This window comes from Chryseobacterium jejuense (assembly GCF_017877355.1).
GTDB classification, from domain to species: domain Bacteria; phylum Bacteroidota; class Bacteroidia; order Flavobacteriales; family Weeksellaceae; genus Chryseobacterium; species Chryseobacterium jejuense_A.
In genome coordinates this window covers 1-26817 of record NZ_JAGIPR010000015.1, presented here as the reverse complement: position 1 = coordinate 26817, position 26817 = coordinate 1, and the positions used below count along the sequence as shown (strand labels likewise).

The 26817-nt window shown below is 35.3% G+C and carries 27 protein-coding genes; 15 read left to right on the top strand and 12 right to left on the bottom strand.

The genetic code is table 11. From position 1 onward, the window contains the following. Nucleotides 1-30: 30 nt before the first annotated feature. Nucleotides 31-951, top strand: coding sequence for a LysR family transcriptional regulator (locus tag J2772_RS21840; RefSeq protein WP_209920488.1), 921 nt, complete (start codon nt 31-33; stop codon nt 949-951). On the opposite strand, the gene J2772_RS21835 is transcribed toward J2772_RS21840, so the two are convergent. Then, on the bottom strand, nt 904-1371 hold the full coding sequence (locus J2772_RS21835; protein ID WP_209920485.1) for a GNAT family N-acetyltransferase: 468 nt from the start codon (nt 1369-1371) through the stop codon (nt 904-906). The genes J2772_RS21840 and J2772_RS21835 overlap by 48 nt on opposite strands. A 203-nt stretch (nt 1372-1574) precedes the next feature. On the opposite strand from J2772_RS21835, the gene J2772_RS21830 reads away from it, so the two are divergent. The 4 genes from J2772_RS21830 to J2772_RS21815 all read left to right on the top strand — a co-directional run bounded on the left by J2772_RS21830 (nt 1575) and on the right by J2772_RS21815 (nt 4571). Next, nucleotides 1575-2450, top strand: a complete 876-nt coding sequence (locus J2772_RS21830) for an aldo/keto reductase (RefSeq protein ID WP_209920482.1) — start codon at nt 1575-1577, stop codon at nt 2448-2450. Nucleotides 2451-2495: 45 nt separating this feature from the next. Beyond that, nucleotides 2496-2939 carry a hypothetical protein gene (locus J2772_RS21825; protein WP_209920480.1) on the top strand — a complete coding sequence of 148 codons (444 nt, stop codon included), beginning with the start codon at nt 2496-2498 and terminating at the stop codon, nt 2937-2939. 86 nt (nt 2940-3025) lie between these two features. Continuing rightward, the gene (locus tag J2772_RS21820) at nt 3026-4078 is read left to right on the top strand and encodes an NAD(P)H-dependent flavin oxidoreductase (RefSeq protein WP_209920477.1); all 1053 of its coding nucleotides are present in this window, start codon (nt 3026-3028) and stop codon (nt 4076-4078) included. A 58-nt stretch (nt 4079-4136) separates the two neighbouring features. Further along, a complete protein-coding gene (locus tag J2772_RS21815) occupies nt 4137-4571 on the top strand; it encodes a lipocalin family protein (RefSeq protein ID WP_209920474.1) in 435 nt (144 codons plus the stop codon). A gap of 62 nt (nt 4572-4633) precedes the next feature. On the opposite strand, the gene J2772_RS21810 is transcribed toward J2772_RS21815, so the two are convergent. Genes J2772_RS21810 through J2772_RS21795 form a run of 4 tightly spaced genes read right to left on the bottom strand, consistent with a single transcriptional unit; the run spans nt 4634 to nt 7882 of the window. Continuing rightward, a complete protein-coding gene (locus J2772_RS21810) occupies nt 4634-5971 on the bottom strand; it encodes a UDP-N-acetylmuramate--L-alanine ligase (protein WP_209920471.1) in 1338 nt (445 codons plus the stop codon). A gap of 6 nt (nt 5972-5977) precedes the next feature. Continuing rightward, nucleotides 5978-6415: a hypothetical protein gene (locus J2772_RS21805; RefSeq protein ID WP_209920467.1), complete on the bottom strand. Its 438-nt coding sequence runs from the start codon at nt 6413-6415 to the stop codon at nt 5978-5980. A 3-nt stretch (nt 6416-6418) separates the two neighbouring features. Continuing rightward, the gene (locus tag J2772_RS21800) at nt 6419-7225 is read right to left on the bottom strand and encodes a lysophospholipid acyltransferase family protein (RefSeq protein ID WP_209920464.1); all 807 of its coding nucleotides are present in this window, start codon (nt 7223-7225) and stop codon (nt 6419-6421) included. 27 nt (nt 7226-7252) lie between these two features. Then, nucleotides 7253-7882: an NUDIX hydrolase gene (locus J2772_RS21795; protein ID WP_209920461.1), complete on the bottom strand. Its 630-nt coding sequence runs from the start codon at nt 7880-7882 to the stop codon at nt 7253-7255. 349 nt (nt 7883-8231) lie between these two features. Between J2772_RS21795 and J2772_RS21790 the strand changes: the two genes are divergently transcribed. From J2772_RS21790 to J2772_RS21765, 6 genes are all read left to right on the top strand, one after another. After that, complete coding sequence (locus J2772_RS21790) at nt 8232-9050, top strand: hypothetical protein (RefSeq protein WP_209920458.1); 819 nt, start codon at nt 8232-8234, stop codon at nt 9048-9050. A gap of 169 nt (nt 9051-9219) precedes the next feature. Then, nucleotides 9220-9618, top strand: a complete 399-nt coding sequence (locus J2772_RS21785) for a hypothetical protein (RefSeq protein WP_209920456.1) — start codon at nt 9220-9222, stop codon at nt 9616-9618. 7 nt (nt 9619-9625) lie between these two features. Beyond that, on the top strand, nt 9626-10360 hold the full coding sequence (locus J2772_RS21780; protein ID WP_245365297.1) for a curli production assembly/transport protein CsgE: 735 nt from the start codon (nt 9626-9628) through the stop codon (nt 10358-10360). 11 nt (nt 10361-10371) lie between these two features. Further along, nucleotides 10372-10782, top strand: coding sequence for a curli production assembly/transport component CsgF (locus J2772_RS21775; RefSeq protein ID WP_209920453.1), 411 nt, complete (start codon nt 10372-10374; stop codon nt 10780-10782). Nucleotides 10783-10808: 26 nt separating this feature from the next. Next, nucleotides 10809-12173 (top strand): CsgG/HfaB family protein, encoded by a 1365-nt coding sequence (locus J2772_RS21770; RefSeq protein ID WP_209920450.1) that lies wholly within the window; start codon nt 10809-10811, stop codon nt 12171-12173. Nucleotides 12174-12184: 11 nt separating this feature from the next. Next, entirely contained in the window at nt 12185-13696 is a 1512-nt protein-coding gene (locus J2772_RS21765) for a carboxypeptidase-like regulatory domain-containing protein (RefSeq protein WP_209920447.1), read from the top strand. 245 nt (nt 13697-13941) lie between these two features. On the opposite strand, the gene J2772_RS21760 is transcribed toward J2772_RS21765, so the two are convergent. From J2772_RS21760 to J2772_RS21730, 7 genes are all read right to left on the bottom strand, one after another. Then, nucleotides 13942-14589, bottom strand: a complete 648-nt coding sequence (locus J2772_RS21760; protein ID WP_209920445.1) for a response regulator transcription factor — start codon at nt 14587-14589, stop codon at nt 13942-13944. A gap of 229 nt (nt 14590-14818) precedes the next feature. Continuing rightward, nucleotides 14819-15286 (bottom strand): OsmC family protein, encoded by a 468-nt coding sequence (locus J2772_RS21755; protein ID WP_209920443.1) that lies wholly within the window; start codon nt 15284-15286, stop codon nt 14819-14821. Between the two features lie 171 nt (nt 15287-15457). After that, nucleotides 15458-16888: a T9SS type A sorting domain-containing protein gene (locus J2772_RS21750; protein ID WP_209920439.1), complete on the bottom strand. Its 1431-nt coding sequence runs from the start codon at nt 16886-16888 to the stop codon at nt 15458-15460. Between the two features lie 83 nt (nt 16889-16971). Beyond that, nucleotides 16972-18384, bottom strand: coding sequence for a T9SS type A sorting domain-containing protein (locus tag J2772_RS21745; protein ID WP_209920437.1), 1413 nt, complete (start codon nt 18382-18384; stop codon nt 16972-16974). Nucleotides 18385-18462: 78 nt separating this feature from the next. Beyond that, nucleotides 18463-20025, bottom strand: a complete 1563-nt coding sequence (locus J2772_RS21740) for an Rne/Rng family ribonuclease (RefSeq protein WP_209920434.1) — start codon at nt 20023-20025, stop codon at nt 18463-18465. A 368-nt stretch (nt 20026-20393) separates the two neighbouring features. Continuing rightward, nucleotides 20394-20684, bottom strand: coding sequence for an HU family DNA-binding protein (locus tag J2772_RS21735; RefSeq protein WP_002984212.1), 291 nt, complete (start codon nt 20682-20684; stop codon nt 20394-20396). A 260-nt stretch (nt 20685-20944) separates the two neighbouring features. Beyond that, nucleotides 20945-21616, bottom strand: coding sequence for a response regulator transcription factor (locus tag J2772_RS21730; protein WP_209920431.1), 672 nt, complete (start codon nt 21614-21616; stop codon nt 20945-20947). A gap of 180 nt (nt 21617-21796) precedes the next feature. Here J2772_RS21730 and tssO point away from each other — a divergent pair, with 180 nt between their 5' ends. Genes tssO through tssR form a run of 4 tightly spaced genes read left to right on the top strand, consistent with a single transcriptional unit; the run spans nt 21797 to nt 26287 of the window. Further along, nucleotides 21797-22330 carry a type VI secretion system TssO gene (tssO, locus tag J2772_RS21725; protein WP_209920428.1) on the top strand — a complete coding sequence of 178 codons (534 nt, stop codon included), beginning with the start codon at nt 21797-21799 and terminating at the stop codon, nt 22328-22330. 12 nt (nt 22331-22342) lie between these two features. Then, complete coding sequence (locus J2772_RS21720; RefSeq protein WP_209920425.1) at nt 22343-22870, top strand: type VI secretion system transmembrane protein TssO; 528 nt, start codon at nt 22343-22345, stop codon at nt 22868-22870. 52 nt (nt 22871-22922) lie between these two features. Continuing rightward, nucleotides 22923-23834 carry a PKD domain-containing protein gene (locus J2772_RS21715; protein WP_045493865.1) on the top strand — a complete coding sequence of 304 codons (912 nt, stop codon included), beginning with the start codon at nt 22923-22925 and terminating at the stop codon, nt 23832-23834. Nucleotides 23835-23881: 47 nt separating this feature from the next. Then, nucleotides 23882-26287 carry a type VI secretion system protein TssR domain-containing protein gene (tssR, locus tag J2772_RS21710; RefSeq protein WP_209920422.1) on the top strand — a complete coding sequence of 802 codons (2406 nt, stop codon included), beginning with the start codon at nt 23882-23884 and terminating at the stop codon, nt 26285-26287. Nucleotides 26288-26817: the final 530 nt, after the last annotated feature.

The following is a 26817-nucleotide window of genomic DNA, read 5'->3' as shown; positions in this document are numbered from 1 at the left end:
ACTTTGCATCAGAATATTAATAAATAAGTCATGGTCAATTTAGAATGGTATCGTACTTTTAAGGCGATCTATAAAACCGGGACGTTAACAGGTGCAGCGGATGCCTTATTCATTTCACAGCCTGGAGTGAGCTTGCATTTAAGTTCACTGGAAGCGTATGTAGGGTATAAATTATTCGACAGAACGGGTAGGAAAATGATGCCCACAGAGAGAGGTAAAGTATTATTCAATGCTGTAGCAGAGCCTCTTACCAAGCTGGAGGATGTAGAGAAAAACTTTCAGAAATCCACAGAAAAAATGACTCCAACAATCAGTGTGGGAATGTGTTTTGAAACTTTTCAGACGACTCTGGAACAATACGTTTCTTCATTACCCTTTAATCTGATTATCAGTTTTGGAGAATATCCTGAAATGCTGGATCAATTAGATAAAGGGATTCTGGATCTTATCATCACTCCAAAAAAAGGATCTTCTCCCAATATAGAACATGAAGCTTTTTCATCTGAACAGATTGTTCTTGTAGGAGGTAAAGATATAGACCTGGAGGGTTTCAAGAAAGTTTTAAAAACAAAGGATTCAGAGCAGATCGAAGAGTGGCTGAAGAAAGAAAAATGGTACGGAACTACCGGTGATATGGAACATCTTTTTCAATACTGGATATTAAATTTTGGACATAAACCAAACTTCCGCCCTAATTATATAGTTCCCAATCTCAATTCCATCATCCGTTGTCTTAAAGGAGGCGTAGGGTTAGCCGTTGTTCCGGATTTCTTATGCAAAAATGAAATCGAAAGCGGAGATGTCAAACTGATCTGGGAAGGAAAGAAAAAGCTGGAAAATACTTTATATTTCGGATGCAGGAAAAAGACCAATTACCAAACGGAAATAGAACATATTAAAGGATTATTCCGTAAGATGATGGGTAAGCAGAATCATATCCCGCATCTGTAAACCGTTTTCATAAATCGGGGATGGGTAATTTTCAATAAAGAAATCTTTACGTATTCCCATTTTCATGAAACCGTTTTTCTCATAAAACCTGATCTGCTGAAAACCTGTATCCGAAGTTCCGACATTCAGGACTTCATAATGACTTTCACGGGCAATTTCCTTGGCTTTGTCAATTAAAATACTACCAATTCCTTTGCTTCTATAACTTTCAATAACAGCAATATTTTTAATCTCCAGTTCAGTATCACTGTTTTTATATAAAGCCATAACGGCAATATTTTCTGTTCTATACCATAACAGATAGATGTCACATTTGAAAATATACTGATCAATAGCTTCGATGGTTTCATCTGCCAATAGCAATAAGGTGTAAGGAATTTCTGAATCCTTTTCAATCCTGTTAAAAGTATACTTTTCCATAAACTTTCTTTTCCTGTAAAATGATTGGAGTTTTATACAAAAATAAGGAAAACATCTTTGTGTCTTAGCATTTTCCAACCTATCGTAAGTGCTCATTAAATAACACTTTTTAACAAAAAACAGTAAAATTGGTAAGTCGGTGTTCCGTTTTTTTATCGCAAATTTGTTTCATCACTTTATATTAATAATTAAAATAAAGATTTATGCAAAAGAAAATCTATACAGGGCAACCTGTAGTAACTTTAAATAATGGTGTGGATATTCCTGCTTTAGGCTTTGGAGTATGGCAGATGGAGGACCTGAAAGAATGTGAAAATGCCGTTATTAAAGCCATTCAGACAGGATACAGAATGATTGATACAGCAGCAATCTATCAAAATGAAACTGCGGTAGGAGCTGCGGTAAAAAACAGTGGAGTAGACAGAGATGAATTGTTTATCACTTCTAAAGTTTGGGTTCAGGATCATGGATATGAAAAAGCTAAAAGTGCCTTCCGGAGAACGCTGAACAGACTGCAGATGGAGTATCTGGATATGTATCTTATCCATTGGCCGTATGGTGACTTTTTGGGAACATGGAAAGCTTTGGAAGAATTATATCAGGAAGGCAAAATAAAAGCGATTGGTGTCTGTAATTTTACTGTTGAAAAATTAGAGGAATTAAAAGAGAACTCAACGATTCTTCCCGTAATTAACCAGATTGAGCTGCATCCTGTGTTTCAGCAAAAAGAATTACAGGTTTACGACAGAGAAAATAATATTGTAACACAACCGTGGAGCCCGCTTGGCAACGGAAATGCAAACCTTTTAAGCAATGCTGATTTGAAGACAGTTGCCGAGAAATATGAAAAAACGGTTGCTCAGGTAATTCTGAGATGGCATTTACAGGAAGGTTTTGTTGTAATTCCGAAATCTGTGACACCATCAAGAATTGAAGAAAACTTTAATGTATTTGATTTTGAGCTTACAGAAGATGAAATGAATGTTGTCCGTTCTTTAGATACAGGAAAAAGATTATTTTTTGATCCAAAAGATCCTGAATGGGAAGAGAAAATGTTGAATGCTGTAGCGGATATTTAATATCGCATGTGGATTTATGCTAAAAGTTTCGATGAAGATAAAAATATGGTCACCTTAAACAGTGACTATATTTTTTCGTACTCCAAATATGATGGCTTTTGTGAAAGACTTTTAGTTGCTGAACTATTGGTTGACCAGGATTTTAATTTCATTTTTCAGATGAGAGCTTTTGATCATAAGAAAATAACAAAAAATAATTCCGATTTCTTTCAGGAAAGAGGTGAATTATTCGGAAAGATCTTTGACTACTTTGAAAAGCTTATAGATTTGGATGTTAAAGGATTAAAACAGAATTATAATTATATCACTTTTGATATTTCAGATTTTGGTTCCCAACAGTTTCTTATTAATTTAGATCAGGGGGTGGAAATTAGTATTAGAGATGGTTTACCTTTGGGATGCTTTGAGACAGAAACAGAATTATTATTGTTTGAATTTAATGAATATATGAAAATTTGGGTAGAAGAGAAATATCAGACTTGGATATAATAGATGGAATGCTGGTGAGTAATGTCATATTCTGGTGAAACTGAGATCGTCTTATTTTTTGTACCTTTTTAATTAAATACTTTCTTATGCTTTGGCCGGATACAATCAGTAAAAAATTGGGAGTACAATATCCTATCATTCAGGCTCCGATGTTTGGAGTGAGTACTGTACAGATGGTAGCTGCAGCAGCTCGTGCAGACTGTCTGGGTTCTTTGGCATTGGCTGATCTTTCAGCAGAGGAATCCATTGGATTGATTAGAGAGACAAGAAAATTAACGGATAAGCCTTTTGTTGCTAATATTTTTGTACATCACATTCCTGAAATAACAGAAGCTTTAAAAGAGAAATTTATTAAAACCAGACAGTTTTTAGAACAGTTGGCAAAAGAGAATGATATTGAGGTTAGCTTTCCTGATCTTGAAGATCTTAAAGTAACACCTTACCATGAATTGGTAGATGTAATCATTGAAGAAAACTGCAAAATATTAAGCTTTACTTTCGGAAATCTGGACGATCAAAGTATTCAGAAGCTGAAAGAAAATGGCGTAACACTTATTGGTACGTGTACTTCAGTATGTGAAGCGTTGATGTTAGAAAAATCCGGAATTGATATCATCTGTGTGCAAGGAACAGAAGCTGGAGGGCATAGAGGAACTTTTGATCCTGACAATGTTCCGCAGATTGGAGGATTATCGTTATTATCACAAGTTTATGATCATGTAAAGGTTCCGTTAATCTATGCAGGCGGAATTTATAACGGGAAAATGGTAAAGGCTGTAAAGGATTTGGGAGCACAGGGATTTCAGGTAGGAAATCTTCTATTGGCTTCTCAGGAAAGTGCTTTGCAACCTTTTGAAAAAGAAAGGCTCAAAAAGGTGAGAGAAGATGAGATCATGTTAACAAAAAGCTTTTCAGGCAGGTATGCCAGAGGAGTTAAAAATAAATATATTGAGGCTGTGGAAGGCTCAGAATATATTTTACCTTATCCTTACCAGAATAAACTGACAAATGCCTTGCGTAAAGCTGCAAAATCTAAGCAGAATACGGATTTTGTGGGAATTTGGACAGGGCAGTCTATTCATCAGTATAGTGAACTTTCTACAGAGGAAATCCTGAAAAATCTCATATTTCAAATATGAGGGAAGTAATTGAAATTGTATTATCTTCGGGACTTAGATACAATTTAAAACTTTAATCATGAAAAAAATATTTCTGGTACTTGCCGCATTTTCAGCAATTGCTTCGTGCAGCAGTGATGATAGTACGCCGGAGCCTAATGTTATTGGAATGTGGAAAATTGGAAAGTCAATAACTTATCAAACCAGTACACAGGAAAATATAACTAACGAGCCAAAGGGATGTAGTGTAATGAATACGATTGACTTTACGGAGTCTGATGCAAGAGTAGTAGGGTATGCTGCTAACGATAATAAATGTATTGAGGATCATATTGTTACAATGAAGTATACCTATAATCCCAAGACAAAGCAAATGATTTTTTATGATGATATGAATATTCCTTATACTGTTACAGAGCTCACCAAAACAAATATGATTATTGAAGGTAAGATGAATGTAGATATGGATGGTGTTGTTGATATTATCAAAACTTATTTCACCAGGGTTAAATAAAATAAAAATTCCTTTCAAAGGCTGAAAGGAATTTTTATTTTATATCGAGTTTTTAAATTCGATTATTTCGTCAGATCAAGTCCGCCAAAGTTTCCTGAACTCATCATCAGATAAACTCCATCAGTTTTATCCAATGTATTCCAGAAAGCGTGAAGATCTTCAGCATTGGTGAAAACTCTTAGGTTGTCATTCTTGAACTTTTCTTTAATAAATTCCGGAGAGATAGGTTCCATTCTTTTGATCTTTAAAGCATCTTCAGAATAGAAAACAATAGCTTCATCCAATCCGTCCATAGCATGGTCATACTGCTCTAAAAAGGCAGGATTTAAGCTTGAATAAGTGTGGAGTTCAAGGAAGCCATACTTCTTTTCATTTTTAAACTGTTCCTTGAATGCTTTTACAGCAGCTTTTACCTTACTTGGAGCGTGAGCAAAGTCTTTATACAATGTTCCTTTATCTTCTCTTTCTACCTTTTCAAGACGTTTGGAAGCTCCTTTAAAGCTCATGATTGCTTCATAGAAATCCTCATCCATAATTCCCATTTGCTGGCAGATGTGTCTTGCTCCTTCCATATTCAACAGGTTGTGTGCTCCGAAAACAGAAAGTGGAACATCTCCCATTTCAGTTTTTAAATAGACTTTCCCGTTGTTGATCTCGTATTCTGGTGTTCTGTAAGGGATCTTTCTGAAATAGTTTTCAGCATTTTCCACTACTTTTACTACTTCAGCATCTTCTTCATTGTATACTAAAACACCACCAGGGGTAATGCTTGCTACAAATTTTCTGAACTGTTCAATATAATCATCAAAGGTTTTGAAAACATTGATATGATCCCAAGCAATCCCGCTCATTAAGGCGATATTTGGTTGGTATAATAAAAATTTTGAACGCAGGTCAATAGGCGAAGAAAGGTATTCATCACCTTCTAATACCATAAAATCATTATCCTGAGTAAGTTTTACCATACAGTCGAAACCTTCCAATTGGGCTCCTACCATAAAGTCTACATCTTTCTGATGGAAATTCAGAACATGAAGAATCATGGAAGTAATGGTTGTTTTCCCGTGTGATCCGGCAATAACCACTCTTGTTTTATTTTTAGACTGTTCGTATAAAAATTCCGGGTAAGAATATATTGTTAACCCTAATTCTTTTGCCCTTGCCAGTTCAGGATTGTCCTGATGAGCATGCATTCCAAGAATAACAGCATCAATATCCGGAGTTATTTTTTCCGGGAACCAGCCCATTTCCTGAGGTAATATTCCTTTTTTCTCCAATCTGGATTTTGATGGTTCAAAAATAGCATCATCTGAACCGGTAACCTGATATCCTTTATCTTTTAACGCAATGGCAAGATTGTGCATGGCGCTTCCGCCAATGGCAATGAAGTGGGTTTTCAATTGTATTTACTGTTTTTTAACATTAGTATTAATGATCTGTTGGAAGGCCTCAAGAATGTTATTCCAGTTAGTCTGATAATTAGAAATAATCATACTGGCATCCGACTTACTGCCTTCGTTAGGCCCTTTTTTAATATTAATTGAAGTAGAAATATTATCGTATAATTTCTTACGATCTTCCTGTATTCTTCTGAAATTATTTTGGGAAAGAACCTGTTCCAGTTTCTTCAGATCTTCATTTGAAATTTTAAAATCCTGTTTATGTTTTTTCCCCTGGCCCTCAAAGGAGTAGTGTACATTGTTCCCTTTGATAAGCAGATTTTCATATACAGGAGCAACGCCGCCACTTTTCGAATAACTGATATCAAAATCCGAATATACTTTTTGGCTGTTGCACGAAACTAATACTATGATAGCGAATAAAATTCCGATTATTCTGTTCATAACTTAATTATTTGAGTCCTTTTGTTCTAATTTTTTAGCTCTAAGTTCTTCATCATAATTGTGTAGTACATTGAAGTCTTCCGTCTGCTCAATGGCAGTCATGATCTTCAATAGAATTTCCGGTGCTTTTTCATTATCATAATCGATATCCAGAGGAGCCTTGAATTCCATGGTAGGTTTTACACCGGTTACCTTTACACGGAGTCCTTTTTTATCAAATGCTCTTCTGAATCCGTTGATCTTGATCGGGATTACAATAGGACGCTGGTTTTTTACCAATTTGGCAGTTCCTCTTCGTCCCTGGGCAAAGGCTGATGTTGTTCCTTGAGGGAAGGTTGCTACCCAGCCATTATCCAGTGCTTTCATGATATTGTCTACCTCGCTCATGTCTACCATTCTGTTGACATTTTTTCCTTCTGCTCTCCAGGTTCTTTTTACGGTTACAGCTCCTGCAATTTTAAAGATTTTAGGGAGAATTCCTTTATTCATGGTTTCTTCTGCTGCTACATAGTAAAAATCAATCTTTGGATTCAACAGGTAGATCGGATTTTTAATCGTATTTAAATATCCATTATTTACGGCACAGAAAGCATGGTACATTGCAGCTACATCTGCAAAATAAGTCTGATGGTTAGATACAAACAACACATTGGAGTCCGGAAGATCCACAAGGTGCTCTGTTCCGGTTATTTTTAACTTATTAAAGCCGTTGAATCTTCTGTAGGATACAACTCCTAAAATAAAAATAATAAACCTTTTTAAAAAATAAGGTGTTCCGAATGCATCGGTGAAAATATTTTTCTTCGCCATTTTTCAATTAAACACGGTAGTGCAAAGTTACATTTTTTTCAGCAACTGGCTGAATTCACTTAATATCATTGCTGTAGCACCCCAGATAATATATCCGTTGAAATTGATGACAGGAACTTCACTTCCGCCGGCACTTGGAAGTGCCATAATTTCAGGGGTATCCGACAGATTTAAAAAAGAAGTGATCGGAAACTCGATGGTCTCCACTGCTTCAGTCTGCTGAAGAACGAAGAGAGGATTCTTTTTAGTATACGAAATATAAGGATATACGTAGAAATTACTTGGCGGAACATAGATGGGAGACATTTCCCGGATAATTCTCATATAATGTTTATCTATCCCAATTTCTTCTGAGGTTTCACGAACAGCAGTTTCAGCAAAATCCTGATCCATTTCTTCGCGTTTTCCACCAGGTAATGAGATTTGCCCGCTGTGTCTGTCATGTTCATTAATCGTTCTCTGGATTAAAGGAAAATACCACTCATTATCCTTCAGATACAATACAATATTCACTGCTGCAAACTTGGGATTTTTTGCAAGTACTTCATCGTATGTAAAAACGGGACGGTAGGGAGGAGAAAATATTCCATGAGCGGGTTCGCCGGGAAGCTCTACACTTTTTATTTTCCTTAATAAATCTTTTCCAAAATTTTCCATAGCTCAAATTTAACAATATATTCCTGAAGAAATAAGGGCCTTAACATTAATTAACCAATAGAGAAAGTTTGTCAATAGTGAATTTTGCTTCGCAAGTGAATAGTAAATTGTTTTTGATTACAAAAAATTGACAAGTGAAGCGAATTCACTATTCATCGTTGAATTCCTGTAATTTCTAGCTCAATACTGTATTTCTGCGTAACTGAAATCCGTGACTTCATAAATACCAAAAACGGTGAGCCTGGGAACCAAAAATGGTGACTTTTATAATTTACACTTTGATGGTGGTTTCTCACTTGCCTATAGCATATACCTTTGTCTTACTATTAACCAATTAATTTTTACTAAGATGAAAAATTTACTTACAGGTGTCTTTACACTAATCGCCATGAGTTTCGGTTTCGCCCAGTCTAATATTGATGTGACTACCCAAATTGGAAACCTGAACGTAGCTACTGTAGACCAGACAGGTCTTTTGAACATGAATTCTCTAACACAGAATGGGAACCGTAATACTGCGGATATTGATCAGGTAGGTATTATCAATATGAATACTGCCGTGAGTAATGGAAACAGAAACTCGATAGATGTAGATCAAATCGGTATCGGAAACTCAAATAATGTGAGCCAGACAGGTAATCGAAATGATGCTTCAACCTGGCAGCTTGGTCTTTTTAATTCAACTCAACAAATTCAACTTGGAAGAAGAAATGAAGCTTCTTCAGTACAAATAGGGGTGGGGAACGGTGTATTCCAATATCAGGATGGAAGAAGAAATGATGCTTCAGCTATTCAGGTAGGTAGTGGAAACATGGCTTATCAAATCCAGACAGGTAGAAGAAACGAAGCCGATGGTCTTCAGATAGGAGCTAATAATCTACTTGTTCAATATCAGGCAGGTAATGATAATAGTGCCAACCATACTCAAGTGGGTAGCAGTAATATAGCACTTTCAGCCCAAATTGGTGATGATAATACAGCTGTAGGACTACAGGTAGGTAGTGCAAACCAATTATATCAAGTTCAATTAGGAGATTCTAATACTGCTATTGACCTTCAGGTGGGTAACGGAAACTTCAGCTGGGTAACTCAATCCGGTGATGCTCATTTCCATCTTGGTACTCAGGTGGGTAATGGAAACTCTATGGTTATCAATCAATCGAACTAAACCCTTTTTAATACTGTAATCTTTAAAATTGAAAGGAGAACCCACACCTGTAGCTTCTCCTTTTTTAGCCTAAAGCTTACATCTACCTGGAAATTATGATTTTATATGAATATTTACCAGGTGTGTTTTCTCTCATACTCTATTAATTTTTAATTTAAATATCAATGCCATGTTTAATTTGAGATGGAGTGTTTTAGCTCTTGGTATGGTATTGCCATTGCAAGCTCAGGAAATCGACTGGGATAAGGTCAACAGTAATACAATCTTAAACCTTATTACCAGACAGAATATGGAAATGAATGCGAGTTACTCTAATATCATTCAGATAGGTAACGATAATAATGCAGAACTTTCTCTTAATAACAAAACAATTATTACTGTAAAGCAGCTTGGAGACTATAATGCTCTTTATTTTATCAATTCATTCGCAGAGAAGGAAGCCAAGGCTGCCATTATTACACAAGGAAGTAATAATATTATTGATGTTACGGGAAGCAATAGCATTTCAGATGGTATGCAGATCAATGTAAAAGGAGATAACAAAACCGTTTTCATGAGAAATTATTAAATCACAAATGATGAAACTTTTATCTATCCTGAGTTTGAATACTTTTTTTGTCTTCCTGTCTATCATGACTTATGGACAGGAGGATAAAAAAGTAATGGCAAGAATCGAGAGTACTACACTGGAAAACCAGATCAGAATAAAAGCTGTGGTTGTTAATAATACAGCCGTCTATAAAGAACTGAACTATTTTTTAATATCTATAAAAAAAGGAAATGGGGGAAATCTCTCCAACAATCAGCAAAACGGTAAGTTTTCTGTAAACCCTAACCAAGTAAAGATATTGTCTGAGATCAGTGTAAACCTTGAACCAAAAGATGCTTTAAAAGCTTTCCTTTATATCAGAGATGAAGAATCTAAAGCTTTGGTAGCAAAAGATAGCCTTGAACTCAATAGTGATCTTTTTAAAAAGAATACAGCCAAGGCAGAAGATGATGCTGTTTATGAACTTAAAGGTCTTACCATTGATGAAACTAAAACCAAGGTTGGAAAAGACTTTTACGATATGTTCTATATCCAGTATAGCCAGCTTCCGGACAAAAGCAGCAGTGCTGTCACTATTTCTGAACTTCCTCTTCGCGGAACAAGCGGTCAAATCAATATTCAGATGGATGATAAAATAATATACAGTTTTATGACCAACCCGGGAGAAGACTATTTAAAAGAACAGTTAGCTTCCAGCTTAAAATATATCAAGGAATTTACAGCAAAGAAAAACCTTATAAAAAATGAATTTATCTATTAAAAACGTCCGTTATGAAAACTTTAGTTATTATTTTGATTTTTATTGCGGGTATTTTCCAAGGGAAATCTCAGCAACTCGTTTATAAGCCGATTAACCCAGCATTTGGAGGAGATACTTTTAATTATCAGTGGCTTTTAAGCTCAGCCAATGCACAGAATCCATTTGATGAAAAAAAAGACTATACTAATCTGCTTGACCGTATGAATTCTCTTGATAGCTTCACCCAGAGTCTGAACAGACAAATCCTTAGTGAACTTTCAAGAAAGCTTTTTGAAGACCAGTTTGGGAGTGGAAATATAAAACCGGGTAATTATCTTTTCGGATCACTCTACCTTCAGATTACCAATACCAATCAGGGACTTTTAATTAATATTTTGGATACCGGTACAGGCGATCAGTCCGAGATCGTAATTCCAAAATAACATAGAAACTTAAAACCAAACTTATCATGAGAACTTACACTTACACCAGAATCTTTTTCTGTAGTTTTCTGCTATGTATTTTACAGGCTTGTAGTTCAATATTCGGTTTACCTTCGGATCCCGAAAAGCCAACGATGGGAGAGGTAACCGCTTCCACAGCAGAACTTAAGAAACTACCCCCGCCTAAAGAAAAAATAGTCGTAGGAGTCTATAAATTCAGAGATCAGACCGGCCAGTACAAACCTTCCGAAAATGGCAATAACTGGAGCACTGCGGTACCACAGGGAACCACTACCATTCTCATCAAAGCCTTGGAAGACAGCCGTTGGTTTATTCCTATTGAAAGGGAAAATATAGCCAATCTGCTCAATGAAAGACAAATCATCCGTTCCACACGTCAGGAATATATAAAAGATGCTGATAAAAACACTCAATCACTTCCTCCACTTCTATACGCCGGAATTCTTCTGGAAGGAGGAGTAATTTCCTACGATAGTAATATCCTCACAGGCGGTCTTGGAGCCCGTTATTTTGGAATTGGAGCTTCCACACAATACCGTCAGGACAGGATTACCATTTATCTTCGAGCCGTTTCAACTCTTAACGGAGAAATCCTCAAAACGGTTTATACTTCCAAAACCATTCTTTCAACCAGTGTTAATGGCAGTTTTTTCAGATATATAGATACTGAAAGGCTGTTGGAGGCTGAAGTGGGATTAACCCAAAACGAACCTGTTCAGTTAGCCGTAACTGAAGCTATTGAAAAGGCAGTGAAATCCCTTATTGTAGAAGGAATTCAGGATAAAATATGGGGAAAGGCCATAGATGATACCGTCGGTTATCAGGCATTACTCAATGAATATAACAAAGAACAGGAAGATAATACCGGAAGAGTAATTGGAAACAGATTTCCTGACAATTACAGACAGAAAGTTTCCGTATTTGCGAATGTAGAGGCTCAGAAGGTGAAAGATGATTATGTAAATCCTAAAATGAATATAGGTGGGAAAGTGGGACTTAAATATTTTCTTACTCCTAACTTGAATGTGGAGGTGAATGGAAACTATTTTACTCTTGAAAATGAAAACATTGTAAAAAGAAACTACTTCGGCCCTGAAGTTAATCTGGAATATCTTCTTTTTCCGAAATACAGATTCAGTCCATATATTTATGGTGGGGCAGGGGCGTTGTACTCTAAATATAAACCTCAGTACAAAGGACAAGTCGGAGGCGGACTGGAATACATGATAGATCATAATTTTTCACTGAGAGCTTCTGCTCAATATGATCTTGGCTTTAAAGATGATTGGGAAGGGCTGGTGAATGGAAAAAGAAAAGATCAGGCCTTACGCTTTGCATTGGGAATCAACTTTTACCTTGGAAACAAATAAAAACACGAATTATGAAAACTTTAATCAAAATACTCAGCATATTCATCCTAATTTTTTGTCTGTTTTCATGTAATGAAGACCTTGTAGAACAGGCTCAGACAGGAACGTTAAAAGGAAAAGTAGTGAAAAGAGGCAGTAATGTGCCCCTTGCCAATGTGAAAATCTTCACTAATCCTACCACACAAACTGTTTTCAGTGGTACTGATGGTTCTTTCGAAATTGCTGCCATGCCGATCGGTAACTATTCGGTAAAAGCAGAACTTTCGGGATATATTACCAATTTTCAGTCTGTTAATATGCAGAATCAAAATCAGGTGGTAACGGTGGTGTTTGAAATGAGTGATGATACATCTTTGAATTCTCCGCCTACCACACCGCAGCTTCTAAGTCCGATAGATAATGCAGTCAATCAGCCATTAAGTGTTGAGCTTACCTGGAGTGCAACAGATCCGGATACAGCAGACGTTTTAAAATATAGTTTAACAATTAAAAATAATCTTGACACTAATGTGATTCAGGTTAATGATTTGAAAGTAAATCATTATACACTTTCAAATCTGAAGTTTGGTGTAAGTTACTTCTGGCAGGTGTCTGTTTCGGACGACATTCACCAGCCAGTTTTAAGTCAGACCGGTAAATTTACTACCAATACGGTTCCTGCCAACAGATATCATTATGTAAGAAAACTGAATGGTAACTTTGTTATTATGTCTAGTGATGAGCAAGGCGGCAGTTTTCAGTTCACAGACTCGTCTTATAACAGCTGGCGACCACGGAAAAATAATAATGCAGGTCTCATTGCTTTTCTCAGAACTGAAGGTGGAAGTACGCATATTTACACCGCAAATCCTGATGGTTCCAATCCTTTTAAAGTAACATCAGTTCCTGTAGCAGGCTTTAATAACTACGAAATGGATTTTGCCTGGAGTACCAACGGTAAGGAAATTATTTATTCAAATTTCAATAAGCTTTATCGGATTAATAAAGACGGAAGTGGCCTTGCTCTGGTATATACTACTCCGGATGGAAGCATGATTTCAGAATGTGACTGGAGCTATGATGGAAGTAAAATTGCTTTGAAAACTAATGACTACAACGGATACAATACCAGTATTTATGTTATTGATATGATGGGAAATGTTCTTAAGACCATAGTGTCCGGATCTGCCGGAGCCAGTGGAGGTTTGAATTTCTCCGTAGATGGGAAGCTTCTTCTGTTTACCCGTGACATTTCAGGATATCAGGATGGAAGCGGAAACTATCGCCAGTTAGATTCTCATATCTTCATTTATAACTTATCCGATAATACGGTGAATGATATTTCTTCTGAAAGCGAAAAAGCCATGGGTACCAATGATCTGGATCCAAGATTTTCACCCAATAATGCTCAGGTCATCTTTATGAATACCTCCAATGATAATATTTCACAGAGAAATGTAATGGTAATAAATCTAAACAGCAGTATGACAGATCTTTCACGATCCTCCCTTTTCAGTAATGGCGAAATGCCGGATTATGAGTAGGATAGGGAAGGTTTGATGAATGCCAAAGATGGCAATGGTGAATTTTACATCGCAAGTGAATACTGAATTTTCATGGTCTACAAAAAATTGACAAACGAAGCCAATGACCATTCATTTCTAATACTCTACATTAATAATCAGTTGTTTGCCGGACTTTTTATTAAAAGGAATTTGGGATCAGGCAAAAAAAAATTCCAGGCCGTAAGGTTTGGAATTTTTTTAGCGTAATGATCTGAAGTTGTCAATCAGTCTACAATATGATTTTCAATAGCATATTTTACGACTCCCGCAGTATTTTTTACGTTGAGTTTCAAGAGAATTTTTTTTCGATGTGTTTCTACCGTATTGATACTTATAAAAAGTTTTTCAGAGATGTCTTTGCTACTGAAGCCATCACATATCAGTTTTAGAATTTCCATTTCGCGACGGGTAAGGGGATCTTTGATATGGAAATTTCGTTTCTCCTGTTCATTACTGATGAAGCTGAGCATCCTTTCCTTAGCATGGTCACAAATATAAATTTCATTCAAGAGCAAAGCATTAATGGCTTTTAGAAATTCATCATACCTGCAGTTTTTATCCAGATAGCTTTTAATGCCTTTATTGAAAAGCTTTCTGATATCTATTACATCATAACAACTGCCTATGATAATAATTTTGATATGATGATGTTCTGTGATGATGCTTTCCACAGATTTACATATTTCGGTAAGCATAAGCATATTGGAACTCATGACAAGCATTTCAGGAGGCTTATCTCTTAATTGTTTGGAGAGATTTTCTAAGGAATTGCAGATATTTATGGTATTGAAAATTTTGCTCTGCATTAATAATTTTGATAACCCTTCCGTGTATAACATGGGCTCATCGAAAATAGTTAATCTTGGTTTCATCATGGTTAGTTTTGTTTATATAAAAATATGAAAAAAACTTAACATTATGAATAAAATTAATAAATAATTTGAATTTTTTATGATTTTTATTATTGTAAAATATTATTTTTATTGATTATTTTATAAATAAGTCTCTTTTTATTGAATTCTGATTGTGAAAATTAGAGTTATTATAGACGGTTATTTAATACTATTGGTGTTTTAGAGTTTTTTTTAAATGTATTTTTATTTATTTAACTAACACCGTAGGGATATGTTTTACAGTAAAATTAACGGAGTTGGCAATAAAGCAAAATTCATTGGCTTTATGATGAAGCTCTTTAGCTTTTTCCATCATAGATTCATCAGAAACAATAACGGTAGGATATAGTGTTACTTCTGTAAAATGCCCGCTGCCGTTAGCCGTTTCTTCCATAATTCCGGTAGCTTCATCAATATAATCCATAACAATAATCCCTGCTTCAGAGCAAAAATGAAGATACCAAAGCATATGGCAGGAAGAAAGGGAAGACAGGAATATATCTTCAGGATTGTGTTTCGTGCTGTCTCCCCGGAAGGCTGGATCAGACGAACCTTCAATGACAGTCTTATTTTCTACTGAAATAGTATGGCTTCTTTCGTAGTCTCTGTAACTGCTGGTTCCATTTCCTTTATTTCCCGTCCATTGAATGGTGGTTTTGTAGTGATGATTTTTCATAATGATGGATTAAAAGATGCTATGATTAAATTTAACAGAGTTGGTTTTTTTAGCTTGCTGTACAATATCAAAAAACAAATCCAATGCTTTCAAACCTGAAAATACGGAATCTAAGCCTTTAATATGGGTACCAAGGTAATAAAAAACCTCTGGTGAAGCAGAGGTCATATTTTAATTCTTAATCATTTTCTTGGTGGTGATACTTCCGTTTTCAAAAGTAACTTTAGCCATATAAATCCCTTTTGGTAAATCCGAAACAGGAGAACCTGAGTCTTTTATGATTTTTGCTATCTTTCCGTCAGAATAATAAATTTCAATCTTTCTCACTTTTTCTTTTGATTGATAGATCAGGTTTTGTTTTACAGGATTTTCAAAAGAAATAGTATGAGTTGCTTTTGGAATTTCTGTTGTTGATAAAGTACCATTATTAATCAGATATTTTGCAATGCGGCTATTTCCTTTTACAATAATATGATTGCTGTTAACAATCATTTCAGTTATGGTAGATAAAGGGGGAGTGAGGTATGGCGGATCAGCATAATTGGGTTCTATATAATAACCAAAGGTAGAGTTCATAGACCCATTTTGATTAAGTTTTGAAATAAAATAATTAGTTGTAAATAGAGTGTTTTCTGCGCTTCCGCCAATATAGTAATATCCGTCTTTTTCATTAATGCTTAAAATTCTTGGACCTGAAGATAAACCAAGACTGGTTTGTAAATTGTAATTAAATGTATTGTCAAGGCTTCCATTCTGGTTTATTCTGAACATCTCATTATTTTGAAGGGTTGAGAAAATAATCCTATTATTGCTGTCCATGAATACATCACCAACATCACCTATCCCGGAGCCATTTATGCTTATTTGCACGGTCCCATTATTTCCAAAGCTTGTGATGGGCTGCCCGTTAGGATCAAATTTTTCAACGACACTGATATTATCACTGAAGCTGAGAATATTTGATTGATTATCTAACATGACAAATGTTCTGCCTGTGATATTTCCTTGTGTGGCTACAGATCCGTTGTTACCGAAAGTATTATCTGTATTTCCATTGGCATCTAAACGATAAATGGCATGGTGCGGATTTGATCCTCTCTGGATACCATGCAGAATGATTTTATCACCCTGTAGGATAAATTCATAAGAATTATAGTAATCATCATGATCCGCATTGATTGACGGTGAAATACCATTTGTTCCAAATGTAAGATCTATCTGACCATTGGGAAGCATTCTTATTATTTGAGCACCATCCAAAAAGCAAAAAATTAACAATTTTCCATCCGGTTGTATTTTTAGTTGGTTTATATAAGGCTCAGAAGGTAGTTTTACGGTTCCGTTATTTCCAAAAGTTGGATCCGGAGTTCCGTTTGAGCTAAGTTTGGTCACAAATCCATGAGTAACTCCTGTAGCAACATCTACATTATAAGTATAATAAATGTCTCCATTAGCATTCTGAACCATCTGGTAATTGTTCGTTATAGAATTACTGGGAATATCAGCGACTCCGTTCGAAGCGAAAGTCGGATCTTTAGAAATAATCTGTGCAAAAGCAGTTTGCGCTACAAGAAGCAGCACGATGAATAAATTCTTTGTCATTGTAGTGTATTTATTTTTAAATTGAGAATAAAAAGGATCAGCTCACAATAAGCAAACCCTTTTTATCATTCGAATGTTGATTATTAATTCTTGATTAGTTTTCTCGTAGTTTCCTTACCATTGGCGAATCTAATCTTTACGATATAAACTCCAGTTGGAAGATCTGATACATTGGAGTTGTTGTTTTGAATGGTTTTGATTAGTTTACTATTTGTAGAATAAATTTCTATAGATTGTACAGTCTCTTTTGTATCGTAAATTAATTGTTGCTTAATTGGATTTTCAAATGAGATAGGGGTAGAACTTACTTTGGAAAAGTCTGCAGTAGCTAGAGTCGCATTATTATTTAATAGAAATTTTACAATCTGTTTTTCTTTCGTTGCAAAAATACTTCCATCATTGATAATCATGTTTCCAATACCTGAAGGGCTCGTACCGCTTTCTGAATAATAATTAAAAATAGGATCTACAGAACCTGTTGAAGTAAGTTTAGCTATCAAAAAAGTATCTCCGTTTGCTCCTGTTATCCATGAGATATAATAACTGCCGTTTTTCTCGGTGACAGGAAACGATAAACTGCCCTCATTGAAAGGGGCTGTAGTGTTATTAAATACAAAAGAATTGTCGCGGATTCCATTGGGGGTAATTCTGAAAATCTCATTGTCAATATTAGCACATACAATATAATTATTACTGTCCATGATAGCGGAATTGATGAATCCCGGGCTGGATGAGAATGCTGCAACCCCATTGTTTCCAAAGGTTAATAATACCTGTCCGTTGCTGTCGTATTTTTCTAACGCACCATAAGGATAAGGGCTGTTGTTGATCGTATTGCTGATGAGACTTACAATATTGGCTTGATTATCCACAAAAACAAAACGACTTTTTGTATTAATGGATCCATTATTTCCAAAAGTCTGATCGATAGATCCGTTTTCATTTAATCTGTAAACTAGAGAATGATCTAAAAGGTGGTAATTGCTGTCGAAAGCGTTACCATATACTATTATTTTATTATTTTGAAGGTGAAATCCAAAACTGTCTACATTAAGACTCATCCCGATATAGGGAATCTTAGCTGTGCCATTGGTTCCAAAAGAGGAATCTATCTGCCCGTTAGGAAGAATTCTTGTGATGGCTGTGCCATCTTCATAGAAGCCTAGCATGACAAGCTTACCATCAGCCTGTTTTTTAAGAGTAGAAGGATATCCGGATGATATATAAGGAATGCTTACTTCACCATTGAATCCGAAAGAAGTATCCACTGTTCCATTGGCATTTAACCTAGATAAGACAACTTCAGTAGTAGCGCTTTCTTTTATATAGGTAAAGTAAAGGCTTCCGTCTGAATGTTGAACAATGTTGTTGTAGTAAGAATTAGATGCCTCTGCAATGGTATACTTTCCATTAAAAGCAAAACTGTTGTCGTAAGATGTAATTTGGGCAGAAATACCCTGAGTTACCAGGGTAACCAGTAATAGATTTTTTTTCATTTTGTTTGAGTTTTATGTTATTTGTTGCAAATATAATAAAAAAACCTCCAGTAAAAACTGAAGGTTTTAAATTTTGTTTTAATTAGAAAATTCAATCAATTCTTCTTTTTTGGAATTGTAAATTTTGTATTCTAAATATTTAAAAGAATCCCTTGGAACAATGGTTACCCATTTTTTGTACTTCATGAACCATTTCATTTGGATACTTTTAAGAAGGCCTTTTGTTAAGTAGGCTTCTACAAACGGGTGTACATGCAGGTAGATTTTTCCTTTCTCTTTCTGCAGAATGTTTCTTAGCGTTTCACCCATTCTTTCCACGATAACAATTGGAGCTACAATTTCTCCGTCTTTGTTCGGGTTTTCTTCTTTGGTTTCGATCTGTTTTTCCGGACGGTTTCTTTGTCTGGTAATCTGGATCAGACCGAATTTACTAGGAGGAAGGATTTTGTGGCGGGCTTTGTCTCGCTTCATTTCCTCTTTTAGATGTTCGAAGAGATCTCTTCTGTGATCAGAATTGATCATGTCGATAAAATCGATCACAATGATACCTCCCATATCACGGAGGCGGAGTTGTCTGGCAATCTCAGTGGCTGCCATTTTGTTTACTTTAAGAGCGTGTTCTTTATTGACAGCGGTTCCGGTGGTGATATTATTTCCGGAGTTAACGTCTACGACGTGAAGTGCTTCTGTATGTTCAATAACAAGATAAGCACCTTTGGAGCTTGGTATGTTTACGTGTTTTCCGAAGCTCTGTTTAAGCTGTTTTTCAACATTGTAATATTCCAGAAGTGGAATATGAGAATCATAAAACTGGACAATATTTTTCTTTTCAGGAGCAATTACTTCAACGTAATTGGTCATTTCATTTACCATTTGCTCATCATCGCAGAAGATATTCACGAAATCCTGATTAAAATTGTCTCTTAAAATAGCTGAAGCTTTGTCTTCTTCGCTTAAAACTTTAGACGGAACTTTGTTTTTCTGGATATTTTTAAAAGTGCTTTCCCATTTCTGAATCAGCTGATTCATGTCATTATGAAGGTCGGCTACTTTTTTTCCTTCGGCTACAGTTCTGATAATTACTCCGAAACCTTCAGGCTTTATACTGTCGATTAGAGTTCTTAGTCTTTCCTTTTCCTCAAAACTTTTGATTTTTTTAGAAATGGAAACCTTATTGTCGAATGGAATTAAAACCAAAAAACGTCCTGTCAGTGAAACTTGGGTAGAAATTCTGGGACCTTTTGTAGAAATAGGTTCCTTGGTGATTTGTAAAAGAACAAGATCGTCTTTTGCAATAACTTTGTCTACCGTTCCGTTTTTATCTATTTCGGGTTGTATCTCGAAATTTTTTAAGCTTGAAGAGTTTTGTTTTTTAGAGATCGTATCTTTTAAAAACTTTCTGTAGGTAAGATATTGTGGTCCCAAATCCTGGTAATGCAGGAATGCATCCTTGTCATATCCAATATTTACGAATGCTGCATTCAGGTTGGGTGCCAGTTTTTTTACTCTTCCAATAAACAGATCTCCAACTATAAAATCGCTTTTGTCCTCTTGCTCATGAAGTTCACATAGTCTTCCGTCTTCCAGCAGGGCAATCTTTGTAAGATCATCTTCATGCGAAACTATTAGTTCTTTCTTCATTTTGTTATCAGATAAAAATTGTTAAGATTTTAGGAAATTGGTATTGTTCTAGATTAATTCATCTATTAAATATAAGGATTTAGAATGAAAACCATTATATTTTTATTAAAATAATATTTGAAACCATCCGTTTTCCGCGGAATCTTATAGTTGCAAACAAAAATATAGTCGGTGAACTTTAAAAATTTAAAACCACCAACTATATTATTATATTGTAAATCTCGAGAAAAAGAGATTATTTTTTCTTATGTCTGTTCGCTCTTCTTCTTTTCTTTCTTTTGTGAGTCGCAACCTTGTGTCTTTTTCTTTTCTTTCCGCTTGGCATAATTTTAATTTTTTAGTAACTAGTTAATATTCAGTTAATGTTCTTATTTTACTGCAACTTTCGTTTTTACTTTCTCAACAAAAGATTTTGAAGGTTTGAAAGCAGGAATGTTATGAGCAGGAATCTCAATCGCAGTGTTTTTAGAAATATTTCTTCCTGTTTTAGCAGCTCTTGTTTTAATGATAAAAGATCCAAAACCTCTCAGATAAACGTTATCCCCATTATACATAGAAGTTCTGATCTCCTGCATAAAAGCTTCTACAACTTTCTGTGTTTCATTCTTTTCTGTTCCCAACTTATTTGAGATGGTGTTTACCAATTCTGCCTTTGTCATTTCCTTATTTTAATTTTAAATTTTAGGTGTGCAAATTTAGTTAAAAAAATTGAATACTAGCAAATTAGTGGCAAAATATTTTTTGTTCAAATAGTTGAGCTATTAACGTATATGCTATATTAATGCAGGTTGAAGATAATTTAATAAAAAAATAATATTGCAGTTTAATGATGAAAAATCATCAATAATGATAAAAAAACGGGATGTACAACCATCAACTTACCAGAGCTTTCTGTTGCACTCTCCATATCCCATAATCCCTACATACTGGAATTGTAGTACCCATTTTCCACACAGAAACGGATAAGATGAAGTTTGGTTTTTAATCCTAATTTTTCCGTTAGGCGGTTAATGTAAGTATCAATTGTTCTTGTACTCAGGTTCAGTTGTTCGGCAATTTCCTTATTACTGAAGCCTTCGTAGCAGAATCTCATAAGCTGTATCTCAGCCGGAGAAAGCTCTTCCTGTCCTTTCTTCTGCCTGTCCATATATTCCTGTACGGCAAGCGGCTGTTGTTCCCATTCTTTTGAATAGGCCTGATAATCAAACTCATCAGAAGCTATACTTCCTTTAATAATGTCCTTAATAATGGTGCTGTTCTTCTGGCAGTAATATATATTAGGAATTCTCGACAGAATCTCAGCCATATCTTCCTGGTAAGTCCCAGAATAAGTGATAATAGGCGTTTCTGCGTTGTTTTTCCTTATATATTTAATCGCTTCAATTCCACTCAATACCGGCATAAATAGCTCAATAATGAATACATCTTCCTGTCTTCTGTAAATTCTGTTTACAAGCTCGTGGCCATTGTTACAGTCGTTCAACAGCATATAGAAAGGGTTTTCCATTAAGGTTTTGATCATTATTTTTTTAAAATAAAAATCGCTGTCTGCTATAGAAAAACGCACGGTATTAGATAATATTTTACTCATTCTTAATATCGATTTGGCGAATGATATTTAAAATTCAGAGGCCTAATTTATGAAAAACTTATGAAAGAGAAAATTAATATTAATTTAAACCGGGTTTTCACGAAACCGGAGCGGGGAAAATACGTATTGTGCATAAAAAAATTTTTTTATACTTTCACAGGCCAAACAAATCGCAAATATATGTCTTCTAACAGGGAAAAAAAATTGAACAAATCTGACGTCAGAACGGGCATTTGGAAGTTTATTCTTTCTTTTGCTGTCTTGTCTATGGTCTCTTTTAGTTGTTTGTACCTCTTCTTTAAGAGCTATGATATACAACGTGAAGGGATAAGTCGCGAAGCTGAAGCTTACAAGGAATTAATGCGCAGAAGTGATCTGCTTAAGCTTAGTGTGGATGATATTTACGAAAAAATGACCCAGCTTGATATGAACAAGGTGGAAAATGAGGCTTTTCTTAGAACCAATATTATGGATAACGTAGGAAATGTTAAAAGTGTTATGGGGAAAGACAGTATCACAAGTTTTAAACACTACGCTGCATTAATGAAGCAGATAGAACCTATGCTTGCTTTAAAGACTAAGATTATTGGGGTAGATTTCAAAAAGAAAACAGTACTAAGGGATCTTGATGAATGTATGGGGAAAGTTAATAGAGCCAATAATGAGCTTAGAAAAGACCCTACAAGAAATTTCACAGGAGGTAGAAGAAGATAAAAAGATAAAGATATGCAAGGACAAATTACACTATCTAAAAAGGAAAGGCATTATCAGTTTTTTTATTTAATACTGATGCTTGTGGCTGCCATGATATTTTTGGGAATCATCTTCTTAAAAGGATTTGACTCTCCGTTTTCTGATGAAGATGTAAGAGGAATTCAGAATCTTGAACAGAAGGCTGAATTTGAACAACACCAAAAAATTATTATTCCGATCATGGACAGTACTTATACCATGATTACGAAGCTTACCGATGAGGCTCCACAGCCTTTTGTGGAAAATAATATCTTTGTGGGAGTAAATGATCTGAATGATTACTTTAAACGTAATGAAAATATTATTGATACCCGAAAAGATGCCTACCCGCAAATTGCTAGATTCTATAAAATGTATTACGAAGATAAAAAGGTAATTTCTACCACTTCAGAAGATATCAAGAGGTTTGAAAAGCAGGTGGAAGAATGCAGAATAGGGTTTAAGGATAAGCAGGATAAGATTTATCAGCGTAAGAGTGATTTGAAAGCTCGTACTCAATAAACTAACCAATGAATTTAGGAACTTTAAATAAAACACATCACAATTATTAACTATGAATTATTTTCAAAAGAACAAGAAGAACATTATTATCGGTGTTATTGCAACCTTGCTCATCGCAGCACTTGTTGCATTATGGCTGCAGAAAAAAGTGATCCACTCTGCTGATGATATTGTTGCAGTAGTTTATCCATCTACATTGTCGGTAGGAGATACCCTTTTATTTGAAGATAAAACCCAGTTTGCAAAAACCAAAAGATGGAATTTTGCAGACGGAACAACTTCTGATAAAAACAGTGGGATCCACTTCTATAATAAACCTGGATATTATCAGGTAAGTTTGATTGTCGACAACAAGTACACAAAATCCTTTCCGGTAATGGTAACAGCAAGAAGCGTTAAACAGCCTAAGGACAGTGTAAAGTCTAAAACAGTTATAGAAGCTCAGACGCAGGCAATGCAGAATGAGAACGTACAGTTTCGTGCTGTTTCCAACGCGGCACAGTTTGCATGGAAGTTTGGAGAAACAGGAAATACGGATTCTAAAGATAAGCTGGCTATCTATGCTTATAAAAAACCTGGAGATTATTTGGTGACCCTATACACAGAAGAAAGCCAGGAGCCTATCTATCACCGTATCAAAATTCTTCCGGCTTATAACTCTTTAGAACAGGAAGAAGTATCTGTAGAAGATTCTTATGCGAAAATTGATAACGATTTCAAATATCATTTACAGCAGATTGCGAACGGTAACAGTTTTAATATGCATTACAATTACCTGTTAAAAACTTACCTGTGTAACAATGAAAACACAGTGGTAAAAGTAAACGACAGCAAAGTAAATAACTTCTACATGTACTGTGCAGGTCTTCAGTTTGACAAAAATACGGTGATCCAGACTGTAAAGGTGAATTTGGATGATACACAGAACTGTGTAACGAAAGTAGATATAAACCAAAGCAAATAATATCGTCCGGTTCTCCGGATGTGCCAATCATAAAAAGATAAAATAGGATGAAAAATAAATTTCCTCTAGCAGCATATTATATAGGATTATCAGTATTGTTGACGAGTTGTCAGGTAAAACTGCCGTCAAAAAAAACGCCTGAGCCTTCTCAATATGGACAGGTAGATAATTCAACAGTTGTCAACGGATATCCTAAAAAATCCGTTCCATGGATCGTTATTTCAGACAGATCAAGAAATACGGCTTATTTGGATAAAGATGATGAAAAATCATATAAAGAAGTGAAATTTCTGGAGCCTTTAATGGTTCTGAAACATAGAGACGGAATGGTAAAGGTAGCGGAATATGTTCCGGATGCCTTAATGAAAAAAGTCTCCTCAAAATCCATTAAAACGTATGGTTGGATCCATGAATCTGACCTGCTTTTATGGAATCATTCCCTGAAAAATGAAAGAACAGGATATCCTGTAAGAGTAGCCGTAGTACCTAATAACAGCGAGGTTATCAGAAGTGCTGAAAGATACTACAAGAATGACTCTATCATGGTGTTCAACTCACCAAGTCTTATTGAAACAGCCAATGTTAAGATCCCTAACGGACAGATGGTATATGTTTACAAGCAGGCTGAAAATAACAAAAGATTCTTGGTAGGTAAAAAGCCGTCTGTTGATATCGATAGTATTGGTAAGAGCCTTTACGGATGGGTGAGTTCCAACGTAATTTCTACATGGGGTGAGCGTTCAGCAATCAAACTTAAAAATACAACAGGGATCACCGATACTGAGTTAGGAGTTCGTGAAGGATATCCAGGTGCATCAGGATCGGATGCAGACAATAAGACTGCTATTCTTCTTACAGATGTAAATAAGAGAAAACCTCTGGAAAATATCTTCCCGGTAACCCTGGCTTTAAATGAAACTCCAACTCCGGATTCCAAAACCAAGTATTTTACGAATATCCTTGATTACAGTAAAAACTATGTATTCAACGTGTTGGGAGAACCTATCTATTTCGATCGCTATAAAGAAATCACAGATAGAGATAAAAACATCAATATTGTTTTTGCATTGGATATAAGTGCCGGAAATGCACCTTATGCACCTATTGTAAAATCATTATTACAGGATCTTCAGCTTAGATTTGAAAAACCATCATACTTCAATAATGTAAAATATGGGGTGGTTTTATATAAAAACAACACCTGTGGTAGCAATACTGCGGTTTCCAACCTAAGTAGTGACTACAGTAAGATTACAACGTTTATCGATCAGAAAACGAATGAAATGAACTGTGCCAGCAATAATGGTTACCAGCCGGTAGGAGAAGCTCTTTCTGCAGCTGGAAACCTACTTGCCAATGTTCCGGATGAAACCAATATCGTAGTCACTGTAGGGACATCTGCTAACCAAAGTGGAAATATGTACAGTGTAATCGGTTCTCTTACTCAGGCTCAGGCAAGATTGATTATGTTCCAGACCAGCGCAAGATCTTCAGATACTTACAATGATTTTGTATTGATGGCTGAAAACGTGGTAACCAATACTGCTAAAAATATTGCTGAGCTTAAAAAGCAAAAGATCATTAACCAATCTGATGTTCTTACCAAGAACAACTTCAGCCTGATAGAAGGAGATGCAGGATTCTTCTCTTTAGCTTATCCTAAGCAGAGTATGTCTCAAGGATTTGTAATCTTCCCTAAAAAAGGAGATGTAGCCACACCTGGATTCCTTAAGAAGTCAGTAGACAGCCTTATTGCACAGGTTACCCTGGATAATCAGAATATTGATAAGTCATTGAATGAATATTTCCACTCTTCAGTAGGAGCTGGGAAAACAGATGTGGATTTAAAGTATAAATATCTGTATCCAGGACTTACTAACCCTGTTTCTGCAGGAATCGCCGCACAGCTTATCAACTATGGAAACCCCTTCCTTGTAAAAGGATATTTACCAAAAGAGCTGAAAGAAATTACTCCAAGTATAGAAAAAGGAATCCTTATTTCCGAGTCGGAATATGATAATCTTAAAGCTTTCTATTCTGAAGTATACAGAAATACAGAACCGGATAAACCAGGTTTCAGTCAGTCCAAAGCGATCAAGGAATATGTAAGACTATTAAAGAAATACAATCCAACGATTAAATTCTTAGATAAAGGAGATCTTTATGAACTTCCAATGTCTTATGCCATTGGAATGAGTACAGGATTCGATCTTTCCGAAGAAGAGATATTGGCTAAGTTCAAACTTAAAGGATGGAAGAAATCTAAAATAGTTCGTAATGAAACCGTAAGAACTTATTTCCATCACTATAAGGATCTGGCAGAAAGAATGCTTAATCACAGAAATAATCCGGCAGTGAAAATCCAGCAAAACGGGCAGACGTTCTATTGGTTGAACGAGTTCTTTACTCCGACAATGGCTCCAACAGAAGCACCGGAATATACTAAACATTAATTGTTGGTTTTATCATTATAAAAAGCAGAAGTAACTTTACTTCTGCTTTTTTGTTTAAGGTATCCGGGATGAAAATTTTTAGATTATTTTAAACAATAACCCCTCTCCTTATTTTTTCGGTGTGAAATTTTAAGGTGGAAATATTGATTTTTTTGAATTTATTTTGACAATTATTTCTCATTCAAGTGTAAAAGTGTATTTTTTCCTTACTTGGAGATAAATTTTAAAATGCTTTATTAGTAGTAGTTATGGGGATATTCATAAATCTAATGTCGTAGAATTACTACAAAAAGTCGTAGAACTACTACAATTTTTCAGATTTATGATGAAAAGTTTTTTTTAGAGAAAAAGACCTTTTATATTTGCTACACAATCACTGAATCACAAAATATTACTAACGATTAAAATTTACAAATCATGGCAGAAAGAAATTCGAGAGGAATCTTAAAATTCAACAACGGAGAAGGTCAGAAATTATTAAAAATGAACTACAGCGTATCAAGATCAACAGATGTATCAGGACGTGTAGC